At 68.8% G+C, this 15870-nt stretch carries 10 protein-coding genes; 3 read left to right on the forward strand and 7 right to left on the reverse strand.

The features are described from left to right. Positions 1–558: 558 nt before the first annotated feature. The 7 genes from OTB19_RS38080 to OTB19_RS38110 all read right to left on the reverse strand — a co-directional run bounded on the left by OTB19_RS38080 (position 559) and on the right by OTB19_RS38110 (position 13929). Positions 559–4464 carry a hypothetical protein gene (locus OTB19_RS38080; protein WP_267803374.1) on the reverse strand — a complete coding sequence of 1302 codons (3906 nt, stop codon included), beginning with the start codon at positions 4462–4464 and terminating at the stop codon, positions 559–561. 1 nt (position 4465) lies between these two features. Continuing rightward, positions 4466–5554, reverse strand: coding sequence for a hypothetical protein (locus tag OTB19_RS38085; protein ID WP_267803375.1), 1089 nt, complete (start codon positions 5552–5554; stop codon positions 4466–4468). Continuing rightward, positions 5555–6487 (reverse strand): hypothetical protein, encoded by a 933-nt coding sequence (locus tag OTB19_RS38090; protein WP_267803376.1) that lies wholly within the window; start codon positions 6485–6487, stop codon positions 5555–5557. 24 nt (positions 6488–6511) lie between these two features. Next, positions 6512–7402 (reverse strand): hypothetical protein, encoded by an 891-nt coding sequence (locus tag OTB19_RS38095; protein ID WP_267803377.1) that lies wholly within the window; start codon positions 7400–7402, stop codon positions 6512–6514. Further along, positions 7399–12285 carry a phage tail tape measure protein gene (locus tag OTB19_RS38100; RefSeq protein WP_267803378.1) on the reverse strand — a complete coding sequence of 1629 codons (4887 nt, stop codon included), beginning with the start codon at positions 12283–12285 and terminating at the stop codon, positions 7399–7401. The genes OTB19_RS38095 and OTB19_RS38100 overlap by 4 nt, the downstream gene beginning before the upstream one ends. Before the next feature lie 470 nt (positions 12286–12755). Beyond that, entirely contained in the window at positions 12756–13337 is a 582-nt protein-coding gene (locus OTB19_RS38105) for a hypothetical protein (RefSeq protein WP_267803379.1), read from the reverse strand. Positions 13338–13437: 100 nt separating this feature from the next. Continuing rightward, positions 13438–13929: a hypothetical protein gene (locus OTB19_RS38110; protein ID WP_267803380.1), complete on the reverse strand. Its 492-nt coding sequence runs from the start codon at positions 13927–13929 to the stop codon at positions 13438–13440. Positions 13930–14165: 236 nt separating this feature from the next. Between OTB19_RS38110 and OTB19_RS38115 the strand changes: the two genes are divergently transcribed. The 3 genes from OTB19_RS38115 (at position 14166) to OTB19_RS38125 (ending at position 15808) form a co-directional block, all read left to right on the forward strand. Further along, positions 14166–14792: a hypothetical protein gene (locus tag OTB19_RS38115; RefSeq protein ID WP_267803381.1), complete on the forward strand. Its 627-nt coding sequence runs from the start codon at positions 14166–14168 to the stop codon at positions 14790–14792. Between the two features lie 41 nt (positions 14793–14833). Next, on the forward strand, positions 14834–15079 hold the full coding sequence (locus OTB19_RS38120; protein WP_267803382.1) for a hypothetical protein: 246 nt from the start codon (positions 14834–14836) through the stop codon (positions 15077–15079). 189 nt (positions 15080–15268) lie between these two features. Beyond that, positions 15269–15808, forward strand: coding sequence for a DUF3800 domain-containing protein (locus tag OTB19_RS38125; RefSeq protein ID WP_267803383.1), 540 nt, complete (start codon positions 15269–15271; stop codon positions 15806–15808). The last annotated feature ends 62 nt before the right edge of the window (positions 15809–15870 follow it).

Here is a 15870-nt window from a genome sequence, read left to right on the forward strand (position 1 = left end):
CACCCCCGAGGACGCACTCGACACCGCCTGCCACCTCCACCTCACCGGTCTCGACACCTGACACGGGCAAGCGCACGCCAAGCCCGACGTCAACCCCCGAAGGATTTACGACGCAGACCACTAAGTCCGCCCTCCGCCGGCCGCCTCCCAGGAGCATCAGACGGCCTACCAACGGCCCCGATCGTCGGCGTGTCCACCGGCATAGGAGTGGTGGGAGGTGGTCTCCCGGCATGGCGGGTGCCCAGCAGAGGACATCTGGTGTGTCCTGGCCGTGCCTAGGTCATCCCGGGAAGGATGGCTGCGGCTCACCGCCCCTCGCCCCCGGGACTTGCCGTCACGTCGCCGGCCCCGGGGCGGGGAGAGCGGGCTTCGATGCCAGATTCCTATGCCGGGCAACCCCTCACATGCCTGCTGTGTCGGCAGGACTTCGCGGGTGGCCGAGGGATGGACAGGCGGAAGCCCGACGAATCTTATGGATCGGCGCTATGGCACGCGCGCCTCGATATTGATCAGGGCAATACTTGCGTGACCGATCAAACGAGTCACCTCGATCACGTTCTACTTCACGTAGATCACCTTCAGCTGCGGCGGGTACTGCTGGCCCACCCCATGGGCGCGCCCGTAGTACGTGCTGTTCGTCGAGTTGGGGTCGAGAGCGATGCCCTTCTTCGACGCGTCGAACAGCGACGTGACGTCGACCCACTTGCCCTCGTTCCGGCGCCAGCTCACCGTCATCGACTGGCCATCGCTGCTGAAGCTTCCCGGCCTCGACGTGTGGCCGTGGGGCTTGATCACCGCCGAACCCCCAGCCGCGTTGTACCAGTGCTCGAAGTACAGGTACAGCATGACCTTCTCGATCTTGGCACCGGCGAGGTCGGAGGTGAGGGCCGGCGGGAAGCCCACCAGGGAGGCGGTCGTCCCGTTGGTCGAGGAGTAGTAGCCCTGAAGCATCTGGTTGGCGTGGTAGCTGCTGTACCCGCTCCGGCTGGTGTACGTGCCCGACCAAGACGCCCCGTACGTCTTCTCGTACCGCTGCGTCGCAGGCTTCGACGGGTCCGTGCCACCGCCGCCGCCCGTGCCGCGGTTCAGTTCTCCCGTCGACGCGATCGCCTTGCCGACGTCCTCGACGTACATGCAGGCGGGGAACTCTGCGCCGCCGAACATCGACACCGTTCCGCCAGCCGCGCCCCACCTCCACTGGAAGGTGCTCAACAACCGGTGGGTGCCTGCGCCGAGGGAGGAACCCGAGCACGTGTGCTCCAACCGAACCCGCTGCCAGCCTCCGCCCGCAGGCGCGATGAAGCTCTGAACCTGGCGGGACGTCACGGACGGGGCTCCCGTGCCGCCATCGCGGAGAAAGAGGATGAGCTCGCCGCCACCGGCGGACGGATCCAGGTAGGCGTCCACAACGATGCGGTACTGCCGGTCGGCCTCGATCCTGACGGGCAGCTCGATGTAGCCGGTCTCCGCGCCCATCGCGGCTTCCACGCCCTGGGCGGTGGAATGGATGGCCACGACCCCGCGGGCCAGGTCGACGAGCTGCGTCTCCAGCCGCTCACCCTTGATCGTCAGCTGTCCCGCGACCGAGAGGTCGTTGAACGATGCGTGTCCGTTCTCGTTGATCGTCGCGACGGGCACGCTGTCATTGGTGATTGTCAAGTACTGGGGCTTCCCGGTGACGAGAGAGATCGACTCCTCACCGTCCGCGTCGAACAGGCGCACGCCCTCCGGTGAGATCTCAGCCCGGCCACCCGGTGTCCCGGAACTCACTACCGTCCGGATCACCACGTTGTCGAACGTCACGGTCCCTGCGGTTCCCGCATCCACCGCGAGGCGCATGCGGCCCACCGCTGTCTGCGCGGGCGCCGGCTCCGGGGCGGTCCCCGACATGAACAGCCAGCCCTTGCCCGCAGCACCGGCGGCGCTGATTACCCGGCTGTAGCCGAGCGTGCCGCCCTGCGCGTCCTCCCACCGGATGTAGACCTGGGCCCGCTTGCCCACCCAGTCGGCGCTGACCTGGTAGTCCGCCGCCATCCAGACCCGAGTCCCCGGGGTCGCCGCGAACACCCCAAGGGTGTGAACGCGGTCCGTGGCCGTCGCGGCAGTGCAGTCCGCACGCAGAGCCTTCGCCGTGTCCCGGCCCGGGCTGACGATGCTCCAGCCGCCCGTCGCGGCGACCCGCTTCAACGCCACTTCGCCCTCGAAGCTGCTGTCCGCCACCATGTTGCCGTCGAGGCCCAGCGCGATCTTGTCCGCCGAGATCGAGCCCGCCTTGATGTGGATGGCTTCGATGGCGCCCGCCGCGATGGCCGACGCCGTTACCGAGTTCGCCGCCAGCTTCTCCGCAGTGATCGACAACGCGGCGACCTTGTCCGCCGTGATCGCCGAGGCGGCGATCTTGTCGGCAGTCACCGTCAACGCCGCGAGCTTGTCGGTGGTGATCGCGCCCGCGTAGACCTTCGGCGCGGTGATCGCCCCGTCAGCGATCTGCACGCCGGCCACGATCGGCCTGACACAGGCGTTGTCCCACCACAAGGTGCCAGCCGTGCTGTTGCCGGACTCGACCCGGACTCGGGCACGGACCGCGCCATCCGGAGCGGCATACGTACCGGACACCCGAGCCCACTGCCCGCGAACCGGGCTGGTCGTGCGCGCCTTGCCGTAGCCGAGGATCTTGCCATCCGCCGCTTCCCACCGGATGTGGAAGCTGACCTCGGCGCCCGCCCAGTCCTCCGAGGCGAAGTAGTCGCAGGCCAGATACAGCTGATCGCCGGGCGTCGCGGGCAGAAGGGTGAGGTCCACCGCCCGATAGACCGGGGTCGCGGACACGGCATCGATCCGCAACGACGAAGGGGACCCGTTGCCGCGCGTCTTGTCCTGCGTCGCGTACGGCACCGACGCCGTCAACGACGCGGTCGGAGCACCCTCGAACGACGGATCGGCAAGGACGTTGGCCGTACCGACCACGGTCATCTTGTCCGTCGTGATCGCGCCCGCAACCACGTGACCGGCGGACACCGAGGCCGCCTGGAGCTCCCGGCCGGTGATGGTGTCCGCCGCGACCTTCCCGGCTGTCACCGAGTCCGTCGCCAGCGCGCCCGTGGTCACCGACCCGGCGACCAGGTTGCTGCTGTCCACGATGCCCGTCTTGAGGATTTCGACCGTGACCGCATCCACCTGCATGACCCCGGTGCCGCTGACCGCACCCGTCGGATTCGACTCGTAGTTGAGGTAGAGGTACGGCACCACGAAACGAACCTGATCATGGAGCTTGCCCGGCGCCCGGGGATCCGCGCAAACCCCCGCTGTGCCTGACGCGCCCGATGCTGCCCGGCCCCGCAGATAGCCGGTGAACACCTGCCATCCCGACCCGGCCGGGAGCGGAGTGCGGGACGCCGCGCAGTAGTAGTGCGAGCTGATCGAGTTCGCGTCCACCCGGTTGACGATCGTCTTGCCGTCCGCGCCGAACCCCATCACGCCCACGTACATGTTGTCCGTCCCGGAGTCGGACGGGCTGACCGTCCGGATGCGGGCCGAGACCCGATAGAGGGTGTCGGGATCGTACGGGATCGGGGTCGTACCGCGAACGACGGTGTACCCGGTGGCCTGCCCCACGGTCCGCCCGGTCGGGGCATCCGCGACACCCGTCAGGTGTTCCCACTTCGCGCCGGCCCCGATCGTGACCGGCGTCCACGCGGCGGGATCCCCGAGAGCATCCACATAATGCTGGGTGATCCCGTCCGCGAGCGCCCCGCCGAGCGCATTGAGCGTTACCGCACCAGCGCCGATCTTGTCACTGGTCACAGCCGCCTTCGCCAACTTGTCCGCGAGGACAGCCCCGTCCGCCAGCGCGGCCGTCCCCACCGCGCCAACGGCGATCTTCGTGTCGGTGACTGCCTTCTCGGCGAGCTTGATCTCCGACACTATCCCGTCGAGGAGGTCCTGCCCCACGGCCTGGCGGGCCGCGGCGACCACCGCGGCGGAGACCGGGCCGGGTATGCCGGCGGTGCTGAGGGCAACCAACCGAACGTGGCGGGGCACGTAGTCGCTGACCGCGATCGTCACGGTCGCCCCCGATGCGGCTTCGATCGTCGCCGCCGGGCTCCGGACGTCGATCTGTTCGTCTGCGGCGAGCAGCAGGTGCACCTGGACCCGGCCCAGGTTCAGCGGCGCGGCGGACGCATCGGTGAACGCACCGTCCCAGCCGATGCGCAGCCCGCCCAGCACCGGCACCACCTGCGGGGCGGTTGGAGTCGGCGGGGGAGGCCCGTTGAACGTGGCGACTCCGGTCGTGCCGTCGACCTGGACGCCGACGGTGCCGGTGAGGACGCCATCCTCGTCGTACACCTCAATCGCCCCCGCCTCCACCGAGGAGTACGCCAGGCTCGCGGTGCGGGTCTGCCCCGTCAGCCGACGCTCAACGTCCGCGAGTCGAGCCGCGATCTGCGACAGATGGTTCGCCACATCAACCCCCGAAGACGAAGCGGTCAGCACGGGCCAGCGACAGCGTCACCCGTTCCCCGTCGTCCCCCTGAGGGGGCCGGATCCGCCAGCCGGTGATCCGGCACCAGCCGTCCCAGTCCGCCCACTGGTCGTGGATACGGACCCGCACGTCGTCTCCGATCTGCCACGACCCGATCGGCGCCGACGGATGGTCGATGACCTGGATCTCGGTCACCTCGCCAAGAACCTGCCGAGCCGCGCGCTCACGGCGCGCCCGGGCCGCAAGCCGGTCATTGCCCTTCTCACCCGGCACCTCAAGAACGCGCTCCATGCGCAGGCGCCCGTTGCGTACGGCATCGATGGCACGCCGACGTCCCCGGCCCTCGCCGGCGCCCAGCGCGATGATCACCTGCGCGTACTCGTCGCCGTCGTACATCACCGGTACCGCCTGGGCGATGTTCATTCCCGAGGCGAACATGATGTCGGTGCGCCGCGTCCCCAGCCGCGGCCACCCCAGCCGGATCTGGCCCGCCGGGCGGCCGTCCGAGTAGAGGGTGTTTTCCGTCCACTCCGGGCCGCCCTCGACTTTCGTCATGTCGTCCACGATGTCGCCCAGGACGGGGGCCTCCCACCACTCGACCTTGTACGGCTCGGCGGGCGTTCCTACCCTGGTGCGGCTGGCCATCGGGTCGACGGCCACGTTGAGGTTGCCGTCGGGCTGGCTCTGCGCGTACGCCCACACATCACGGATCACCTGGCAGGCGTCCGCGTGGACGTATGGTCCGCGCCCGTCGAGTTCCCCATGCACGTCATGACGCCGGTGGAGGTAGGAGCCCCAGCCACCCGCCTCGATCGGGAACGTGTCGCCCTCAGGCTCCGCCCTCCAGACCAGACCACCCCACACCACGGTGTCGTCCCGCTCGACCACCAAGACGGTGTTCGCGGGGCTGACGGCGGAGCCCACCAGATTCCGGAACGGCACCGGCACCTCGCCGGACAAGTCGCCGGGCTCCGACAGGCCGGGGCCGAACTCGACGCCGGTCAGCGGAAGGTCATGGACGACGACCTGGCCCGTCAGTGCGTCGTGAACCCGGTAGCGGTAGGTGGGCATTCAGATGCCCTCTTCGAACTCGACGTCGGCGATGACCGTCGTGACGATGTCGGCTTGCAGGGAGCCTGCGTTGTCCTTCGTCAGGAACACCATGCCCTGGAGGCGCTGGGTGGTGCCCCGCATGTCGGCCGGGATGTCGATGGTGTCCGCCGAGATCGCGTTGATGCGCACGGACCTGTCCCCGGACGTGCTGCCGTCATCGATCTGGATCGACTGGCCCTGAACCCCGCCAAGCCGGAACGCGGTGGAACCCCAGATGCTCCCCAGGACCTGGAGACCAGAGACGGTCATGACGATCCGAGCACGGCGCGCCCACGTCGGCACGCGCACGTCGAAGCGGGCGGCTGGCGGCCAGTCCGCCCAGCTCCCCTTGTTACCGGCCCAGTTCTGATCCTCGGCCGGGGACGCGGTGTACAGCTGACGTCCCCGCCTCGGGTTCGCGATGCTCCGCACATCCTTGATCATCGAGTCGGTGACGACGCGGGTGTTCGCCGGCAGGTCGATCCTGGCGAGTGCGACGGCCGTCATGCCTGCGGGCGGGCTCACAGTGTTCGCGGACACGTTCGGGATCACGTGGAAGTAGCCGATGTCGTCCTTCTCGGGGTTGCGGACGCCTTCGTACTCGGGGTCCTCGACGCGCAGCACGAGCAGGTCAGATCGGCCGGACACACCGGTCGGGGCTATCGGCACGCTGTGGAAGCCCACGTTGTACTGGGTGTAGCTTCCCTGCCCCCATGCCATCGCGCCGCGGATGACCGCGGAGCCGTCGCCGACGCGGACGCCGATGCCCGGCGTCGCGAGCTGGGTGACCTTGAGGTCGTCCGACTCCGTGATGCCCTGGGCGCCGTGGGAGAGGTCCCGGACCATCATGCGGAAGGCGCGGGCCGCGTGGGTGCCGCCGTGCACGAGAAGAGGAGGGTTGATCAGCGTCATGCGTAGGGAGTCCTTGCAGAGGAGTTACAGGGATTTGTGGGCGGCCCGCCAGGTCACCGACAGGCGGGAAGCCGAGGAGTAGCCGCGCGCCGTCCACCACAGCTCGGTGGAACCCACCGGGATCTGGAAGCGGTCCAGCCGCGAGTCCGTCGACAAGCCCACGGCCACGTTCTCGGCGCCGTTGCGCAGAGCCCACCGGGTGCCCGGCCGGGTCTCGACGTCGATGTACTCGCCGGTGGCCAGCGACACCGAGAACTGAAGGAGCTGGCTCGTCTTCGGCATGTAGACCCGGGGGTCGATGCAGGGCCCGGTGATCCGCAGCGACGGCCACGCGGGAAGCTTCCCGTCGTTACGGACCCAGCCACGCCGCTCGTCGGGAACGGACACACCCGTGTGCAGAGGCGCCACCAGCGGCGCCTTCAACCCGCCGAGGCCCTTCGTGGACAGCGACAGCGTCAGCGCGGACGTCGTGTCCGAATAGAAGCGGGGATCGACCGCCACGAACTCGATGTCGAGGGGTATCCAGCCGACGGCAGCGTGCTCCCACGACGGATCCACCCGCCGCAGCCTGCCGAACAGAACACGGGCGTCGCGCCCGGGCCACTTGATGCGCAACGGCATCACCGCGCCCGGGACCGTACGGGCCTCAGGATCGTCCGCGAGGTCTTGAAGGTCAGCGAGGATCTGCACGCCGGCCGCCGGGTCCCCGGGCGTACGGATACCGCAGTCGATGCGGACCGTTCGAGCCTCGTACCAGTCGGTGCCCACCCACGCGCCGTCCCCGCCCGGCCGGGGCACGACGTCCCCGCGCACCGGCGCCCGGCCCAGGCCCTCGATCTCCGCGATCGGAACCCGCGTCCCATGCCCGATGACGACACCGCCCACTTCCAGCTGGAAGTCCTTCAGCACGCTCATCGCAGGCCCCCGCGGCGGGCACGGCGCAGCTGGTAGGCCATCGACGCCGCGATGTCGTTCGCGGATGCGGGACTGTTCGCAACGTGGATGGTCTGCGTGCCGATCGCGGGCGACTGCTGCACCACGACGACCTGCGCCCGCCCCGCCCCGGCATCCACCAGCTTGCGGGGCACCAGTCCGTACCCGAACCGGCCAGCCGTGTCCGACAGGACGGCCGTAGCCCGGCCCCGCTTCGCTGCCGCGTGCGGGATGTACGACTCGCCTCGGGTCTCGGGTTCTGCGAACTTGATCAGGCCCTTCGCAGCACCGGCGCCGCCGTACACGCCTGGTTCCCAGATCCCGCCGTTCGCGTAGGCCAGGCCCCGGTTCGCCTTCACCAGGTCCGCAAGGAACCGCTCACCGCTCGCCCCGGTCGCACGGAGCTGTCCGGCGGCCAGGTTCGCGACCTCGATCAGCCGGTCCTCGCCCAGCCCCGTCCGGTCTGCGACATCGTGAATGCCACGGCCGGCGCCGAGCGCGCCGATGAGCTTCACCAGGTCGGCCAGCTGCTCCCCGTCGAGGGATTTCCCTGCCGCCACTGCTGCGGCGTTGGCCTTCTCGGCCTTGCCTCGGTCGCGTACCGCCTCCTGGGCGAGGGCCTCGGCGCTCGCGTCGTTCTGCTTCGCCAGTCGTTCCGCGAGCGCGCCGAAGCCGCTCGAAGCGAGCTGCGTCAGGGCGCTCTGGAAGGCGGTGTTGTCCTTCACCGCGTTCTGGAGCTGCGCCGTGTAGTCGGCCAGACTCGCGCGGGCCGTCGCGGACAGCTTCTTCAGCTGGTCCGCCATGTCCTGCACGTAGCGGGTGGAGCCGGTGGCCATCTTCCGGGTCAGCTCCACGCCGTCGTCGCCCATGTCTTCCAACGCCTTCGCCACGTCCGTACCCGCCCGCTGGGCGACCGTGGTCAGGTTGGACCGCCAGGACTGGGCTGTGGACACCGACTTGCGGAGATTGCTCTCGAACAAGGAGAGGTCGAAGACCTCCTTGTCGCCCTTCTTCTTCTGCGACTTCGACACGACATCACTGACCGAGAACCCGGCAGAGCCGAGAGGCTGGTACGACCAGTCGGACAGGCCCCCGGACGCGTTGTAGGTGACCTCGCCGCCGAACCGGTGCGCCACCTGGTCGAGGATCGCCTTCGACCGAGCCCGCTTGCCGGACGCGAACGGGATGTACGCCTCACCCTCGGTCTCATCTTCGGCCCAGACACGCCACTCCCCGCCGCGAGCGATCTGTGCGACGTGGTTCTCCCGGATCCCACCGGAGGCATAGGTGAGGATCCCGCCGTCCGCGTTGAACCTGTAGCCGTCCGCCCACGGGCCCGGGCCCCGCTCCTGTGACGTCCGGAAGATGTCGTTGTGGACGGTCGTGACGGTCACCGTGCGGCCGTAAATCGAGTTGATGGCGCCCTGGATGGTGGCGGCCCCGCTGGTCGCCGCCCCCGTGGGCACGGTCACCGAAACGTTCTTGCTGCCCGGTACCGCATCGATGGAGAACCCTAGGTTCAACAGCTCTTGGCGGGCGGCATCGGTCGGCGCGCTCACGACGACGGACTTACCGCCCGGCACGTTCGCGATCGCGGTCTTGACGGTCTCCAGGCTCGCGATCGTCGCGGCCGTCGACGACGACACCGCAACGTGCTTCGCGCCGGGCGTCTGGCTGATCTTCGCGATCAGCGCGTCCAGGTCGGTGCGTGCCATGTCGGTGGGCGCGGTCACCTGCACCCGCCGGTCCTTCAGGTCCGTGATGGAGAACCCGAGCTTCTTCAGGTCCTCGCGGGCCTCGTTCGACAGCGTTGCGATCGTCACCGTCTTGTGGTCCGGCGTCGCCTTCAAAGCCTGCTGCACGGCAATCAGCTCGGACATCGACGCGTCCATGCCGGCGGTCTGGAGGAGGATCGACACCTGTTCGGGCAGCAAGCTCGCCGCGTCCGCGAGCTTGCCCGCCTGCTCCGCGGACAGACCGAAGCCCTCACCGGTGGAGATCGCGGCGTCCCGCGCGATCTGCATCTGCTTCTGTGCGGCCTGGAGTGCCTCAGGCACGGACTTTCCATTGGCTTCCGCGAACTGGTAGGCGGCGAGCGCGGCGTCCGCCGAGTTCGTGGACAGCCCTTGCAGAACATCGAAGAGCCGCTGCCCGTTACGGGTGACCGTGGACAGCGAGCCGTCCATGTTCAGCAGGACCTTGCCGTACCCCTCGGCGTGGTCTACGCCGCCCTTCAGCGCCTCGGAGGCGTCCGACACCGAACGGTTCAGGCGGGCCTCGGCCGCCGACAGATTCACCGACCCGCCGGCGAGGATGTTCAACGCGTCGTGCAGGGCCCGGGCCCGGGTGTCGGCGTCTGCCGTCGTGTCCGACAGGCGGCGCATCGCGTCGGAGAACTTGCCGAACGGCCCGACACTGTCGGCGGCGGACTTGGCTCCCGAGCTGGTCATGTCGGCGAAGTTCTTGGCGTCCTTCGCGGCCTGCGACATCTCGCCCTTGACGGACCCCAGGGCATCGGCGGCCTTCGCGAACGCGAGGCCCTGCTCCGTGTAGACCAGCGCACCGCCGCCGGACGTCACGATCAGCTCGCGGTTGGCGTCGGCGGTCGACTTCAGATTCTTCTGGAGGGCGTTGAGGCCGCCATCCTGCCCGAGGTAGGCGTCGGTCAGCTGCCGGGCGCCCACCCCGGCCTTCTCCATCACATCGACAAGGCGGGCCTTACCGTCGAAGACCTTCGTCTCCATGACGGCCTGCGCTGCCGCCACGCGGACGTTGTCGGTGATCGCGCCGTTCGACTCCCGCAGGGCCTGGGAGAGGCTGCTGATGCGCTGCTGATGGTCGGCGGCAGCCTGCGCCGCCTTCTGCTGGTGCGAGGCCAGCATGGACAGCCCGATGCCGGCAGCGGCGATGGCGACACCCCACGGCCCGCCGAGCGCGCCCATCAGACCTCGGGCCGCGCCACCCAGGCCGACGCCAATCGACCGGGCCAGACCGGATGCAGGGCCCTCTGCGGAACGGAACGCGGCGGTCATCTGCCCGACGATCGGGATACGGGTCTGGAGCACGGCGAGAGCCGACCCGATCCGGCCCACGGACTGGCCTTGTGCGGCGGCCAGAGACGACTGCACCCGCATCTGCTCGCCCCACGACCGGTACGCGCCGACCACCGGCCCCGACACCGTGCCGGCGAGCCGGGACATCGTCGGAGCGACCCGGCTGGCCAGCATCATCGCCACGATCGCGGTCTGCACCGGGCCCGGGAGGGCGGAGAAGCCGCGGACCAGCCAGGCCACAGCCTCACCGATCGGCCTCAGGGCACCGGACACCAGCGACGCCGCGCTGCTCGTCAGATTCAGGGCGGTGACGATCATGTCGAGGGCGGTCGCCCCGGCCCCGCTTTCGCTGGTCACCTCCGCGAGGGCGTCCGCCACCGGTTCCAGGCCGGCGCCCAGGTTTCGCAGGATGTCGATCCCGGCCCGGCCCGCGTTGACGACCACGTTGATCGCGGAAGCCAGCGCATCGAACGCCAACCCCTTCACCGGAGCGCCAAGGCTGCCGAGGACGTCACGGAACTCGGCCAGCCCGCTCGCTGCCGCCTTCGACATCGACGGCTTCGCCAGCGTGTACAGGTCGTGCAGGTAGTCGAGCGCACCCGCCACGGCCGGGGTACCGGCGCTGAGGGCCTTCGTAGTGAGGCGGGCAACCTTCTCGAGCGCGGGCGCGGCCGCCGTGTAGAGGACCTGACCGGAGTTCTTGGCCTGGCTCTTCAGCTGGTTCAGCGCACCGGCCAACCCCTTGGTCTGCGAGGCGGCGATCTCTCCTGCCGCCCCGGTACGGCCGATCGCCGTCCGCATCTGGTCGAACGACTCGACGCCCTGGTGCGCCAAAGCCATCGCCCCCGCCAGAGCGGGCTTCCCGACGACCTTCGACAGCGCGGCCGCGAAGTCCTTCTGACTCAGCCGGTGCTGCGCCTTCTCGAACCCCTCGACGACGGTACGCAGGCCCTTGAAGTTGCCCTGCGCGTCCCAGGCTTCGATGCCCAGCTCCGCCAGGCCGTCCTTCATCCGCTTGGTGGGCGCCGCCAAATTCGTGAAGATGCCGCGCAGGGAGGTGCCGGCCTTGGAGCCGAGGATGCCGGACCGGGCCAGCATCGCCACGGATGCCGCCGTGTCCTCCAGCGAGATTCCCAACTGGGCGGCGACCGGGCCCGTGTAGGACATCGCGTAGTAGATGTCCTGGAGGCCACCCGACGCGGCGTTCGCGCCGGCCGCGAGAACGTCGGCGGCGCGTCCGGCATGGTTCGAGCTGAGCCCGAACTGGTCCATGACATCACCCAGATACCGGGCGGCGTCGGCGGCCGACAGGTTGTCGGCCGCGGCGAGCTGCATGGCGGCGCGGGCGTTCGCAATGGACGAGGTACTGGTCTGGCCCGCCTTCGCGAGTTCCAGCATGGCGTCAGCGGCCTTTGCGGCCGACGTGCCGGGGATCTTGAGGTCGGCGCCGAGCTCGCGGGCCTTGGCGGCGGCCATGACCATCTCCTGGCCGGACGCCTGGGTGACCGCCCCCCATTTCTGGATCGACCTTTGGTACTCGTTGCCCTCGCGGGCGATCTCCGCCAGCCCGGCGACGATGCCGCCGCCGACGAGGGCACTCCGCAGGTGGTGCGCTTCCTGGCGGACGCTGAGGAGGCCACGCCGCAGCTGGCGCATCGACGCGTCCCCGCTCGACCCGACACGGCCGAAGTGCTGGTGGACCGCGTCCACGTCACGGCCGAGGGAGCGCAGAGCACCCGATGCCCCCCGAACGCTGGACAGCAGCTGTGCCGCGTCGGCGCGCATCTGCACGTTGAGCGTGTAGCTCGACACCTGACCGGTGCCCTTACTCCCCGCGCACCTACCTCATGCGCCCCACCGCCCCCAAGCGGTGCGTGCGGGCCGTTCGCGGCCCGCACGTCCAACTCAGTCCACGGTAGTGCCGTCGGCCGGACGGTCCCCAGCGCGCGCTTCGACAGCAGCCCGGGGGATGAGCCCGATCCGAACACCGAACCCGTCCGGCCCCTCTGGGATCTGCTGCTGTTCCGTCGCGATCAGCTCGCACCCGACACACCGCACGGTCGTCGTCACGTACGCGTACCGGTCACCGCCGGCATCCTCGTCCCACTCCGCGCCCCGAGTACCGCACTCCTCGCACTCGCTGCGCCGGTACGCCTCGTAAGCGATGGCCTTCGTGCGGTCGGCTTCCGACCAACGGCCATCCCCGGCGCCGAGGAAGAGACTGTGCGGGATCCGGTACCGGTCGCACACCTCCATCTCGGCGCGGAGCTGCCCGTCAGCGATCAGTCTTTTCCCAGCTCGGTGACCGTCGCCCGGTTGATCTGCTGCGCCTGCCAGGCTGCCGTGAAAAGGGAATTCGACTCTGCGATCGACCAGGTGTCCAGAAGGTCCTGGGCATCCTCCACGGTCATGCCGTCCACGACCGTGCCAGCCTCATCGCGCTCGATGTGCGCGGCGGCCACCAGCGCCGGAGGGAAGGACTCGGGACTCCAGGCATCACCGCTCTCCGCCTGCTCCTCCGTCGGAGGGTTCTGCCGGATCAGCCCATCAAGGACCGGCCGCGGCAGCGCCCTGAACGTGAGCTGCACGGAAGCCTCATCGAACCCCACCTGTGCCGCCGCAAGTTCGGCGTGCGCCGCCTCCAGGTCGGCGGGCTCACTGCCGGTTTCCGCCTCGGCCATTCGCAGGCGGGCGACGTTCAGCTTCGCCTGGTCAAGGCGCTTCTGCGCGGCCAGGTCGTCGCACAGCCGGAGGACCTGCTCCGGGCGCTGTCGGGCACGGAGACGGGCAAGCTTCCTTGCCCAGTGGGAATCGCGGGCTACAGCCTGCGCGGGCGGGGTCGAGGACGTGGTGGTGCCGGGCATGGTGACTCCAAAGTGGGGGTCCGGCCGGGCCCGTGTCGGGCGCACGCCAAAGGGGTGGGGCGCCAGGACGAGCAGGCCCGGCCGGGGACTGGGGGAGGGGTTACGGGGTCTTCGGTGCGGCGGGCGGGACCGGGGCGTCCTGGAGCGGCTCTTCCGTGATCGAGAAGCTGACCAGAAACTTTGCGGCTTCGTTGTCGACGGAGTACTGCGGGGACCGGGAGCCGATCCGCACCGGGAAGACATCCATGGACCGACTACCGGGGACATCGCCCTTCCGGAGGATCACCACCCAGCCCGTCGCGTCCTTCGTGAGGAGCTGCTCGATCTCGTCGGCGATCTTGTCCTCGTAGAACCCGAGGGACGAGTCGTCCGCCTGGTCCGTGCCGGGGATCTTCGACTCGAAGGTGCTCCCGAGGTCAGGGGTCTCAATGGGCTGATTCGACAGCGACCAGCCGTCGATCGCCGCGATCGCATCGGTGAGGTCGGTGCCGGCGGTCAGCTCCGCCCGCGTAGGAACGTGGCCAGCGTCTTTGACGGCCTTAAGCCACAGGATGCGCGTGACTCCGCGCCGTGAATACTTCTGGATCTGCAAGGTCTGCGGTCCGATTCCGGGACGGCAGCCGCACGTCAGGGAGGCCCCGTCCCTCGACGATGTCGGGGAACCGGCCCACCCGGTGATCGGGTTGGGCGTCCGCGCGGGGGCCTCCGCGGTGAGGGGGAGGGCCAGGCGTAACAGGACCTCCGCACAAACCAACCTACTGCTCCCAGCCTGACGCTCGATCGGCAGGATGCAGCCCCCACCGTCCACGATGCAGATACGATCGGCACATGACGGTGGGCAAGGAGCTAAAGCAGCTGTTCGGGTCTGCGCTGACCGAGCTGATGTCCAGGGCACTGGTCCACGCGGGGAGCTACGCCGTGTCCAGGCTCCGGTCCCATGTCAATGGTTTCGACGCGATCGCCGTGGTCCCGGGTGACCGAACGCGCGCTGGCGTGTTGCTCATTGAGGCCAAGAGCTACGTCCGCGAAGCTGGTCGCGCTGAGCGGAGCCTAAAACGGCTGACCCTCGGTGTCAGCCATAACCTCTCCATTGCGCATAGCACTGCAGAGCGCCTCTGGACGCAGTGCGCATTCGATGCCGTCGACCTCTTCAGGTCAGCTGCTAGCGCGGGCCGCCGTCCGCCCTGGCGTCACTCGGGCGCGAGCCGCCACGTGCCCTGGCGTGATGCTGACGAACTGGTACGGCGAGCAAGGGAATGCCGCAATCGCGCGCGGGCGGCCGAACTTCTCTTGCACCGTGAACTCGGTCTGATCCACATTGAAGTGGACATATTGGCTCCGGTGCTTGCGACGAGCCCGTGTGGCGTCAGCCGCCTCAAGTCTCCCGTCGTTCCACGCCCTCCATCAGTGAGCGTGCTCCTCCCCGCCCCCGTCATCTTCGCCTTGGCCGCATAGCCCCCGTGGGGTCTGGCCGAGGCCAGCTCTATGGAGGAATCATGCGGATCCACACCCTGATGGAACTGCTGCCGGAGAACGGCTTCATCGCGGTACTCACCGCCGTCGGCGCCCTGATCATCGGACCGCCGTTGCTGAAGGCGTTGCGCCGTGAAGTCGGCGCCTACTGGTCCCCGAAGATCACCCACGCGCGTACCTGGATCGCGCGGAGCGTCGCACCGAAGACGCCCGCGCAGTCGGCCGACACCGCGCGTGAGGAGATCATCCAGGTCCGCGAGCGGGTCTGAGCGACGAAGCTACCGCCAGCAGGTCCGAATGGGGCCTGCCGGCCGGGAGCAGTCGGCATCTGACCCCGGAGAACAGCAGACGAGCGTGCTATCGAGCCTCTTGAGACCAGCGGAGGGGCGCTCTGGAAGGATGAACGCACCCATCCGCGGAGTAGTGAAACAGCAGGCCCACGGGCCGGAGAGGACGTCATGCAGTTGGTCTTCATAGACGACAGCGGACAGCGACAACCTCGACGGGAGGGCCTCGGTGAGTTGATCTCCATCGGCGCCGTGATGTTTCCGGAAGACCAGGTCGCGAAGTACACGGCCGAGGTCAGCAAGCTCCGTACGGAAATCGGTATGCCGGACGGAGAGGAGTTCAAATGGAACTCACCGAAGGGCAGTTTCATGGCGCAGGCCGGTGGTGACGTAGTCAAGGCCACGCGACGTCGGATGCTTGAGATCGCTGCGGACTGCGGTGTCCGTACGGCCGTCGTCGTCTGGGATCGCGGGATGGTGCCCTGGACCAAGGAGAACGTGGCTAGGGAAGTTCTGAGCTACCTCTATGAACGCATCGAGATGCACTTGGAGGCGAGCGACGAGCGAGGTGTCGTTATCGCCGACATTCCTGGTGGCGGAAGCAAGGACCATTCGAAGTGGCTTGCGGAGGCGCTGGACCTCACCACACTAGTGCTGCACCGCGAAAGTTCGTGGAGGGGTGTTGGTCAGGTCGGCTGGTCGCCGAGGTAGAGGTAGCAGGCGCAGTCGAGGCAGTCCTCGGGACTGCCGAAGGGCAGGCCTGAGGGCAGGAA

Source organism: Streptomyces sp. H27-H5 (genome assembly GCF_026627505.1).
Classification (GTDB): domain Bacteria; phylum Actinomycetota; class Actinomycetes; order Streptomycetales; family Streptomycetaceae; genus Streptomyces.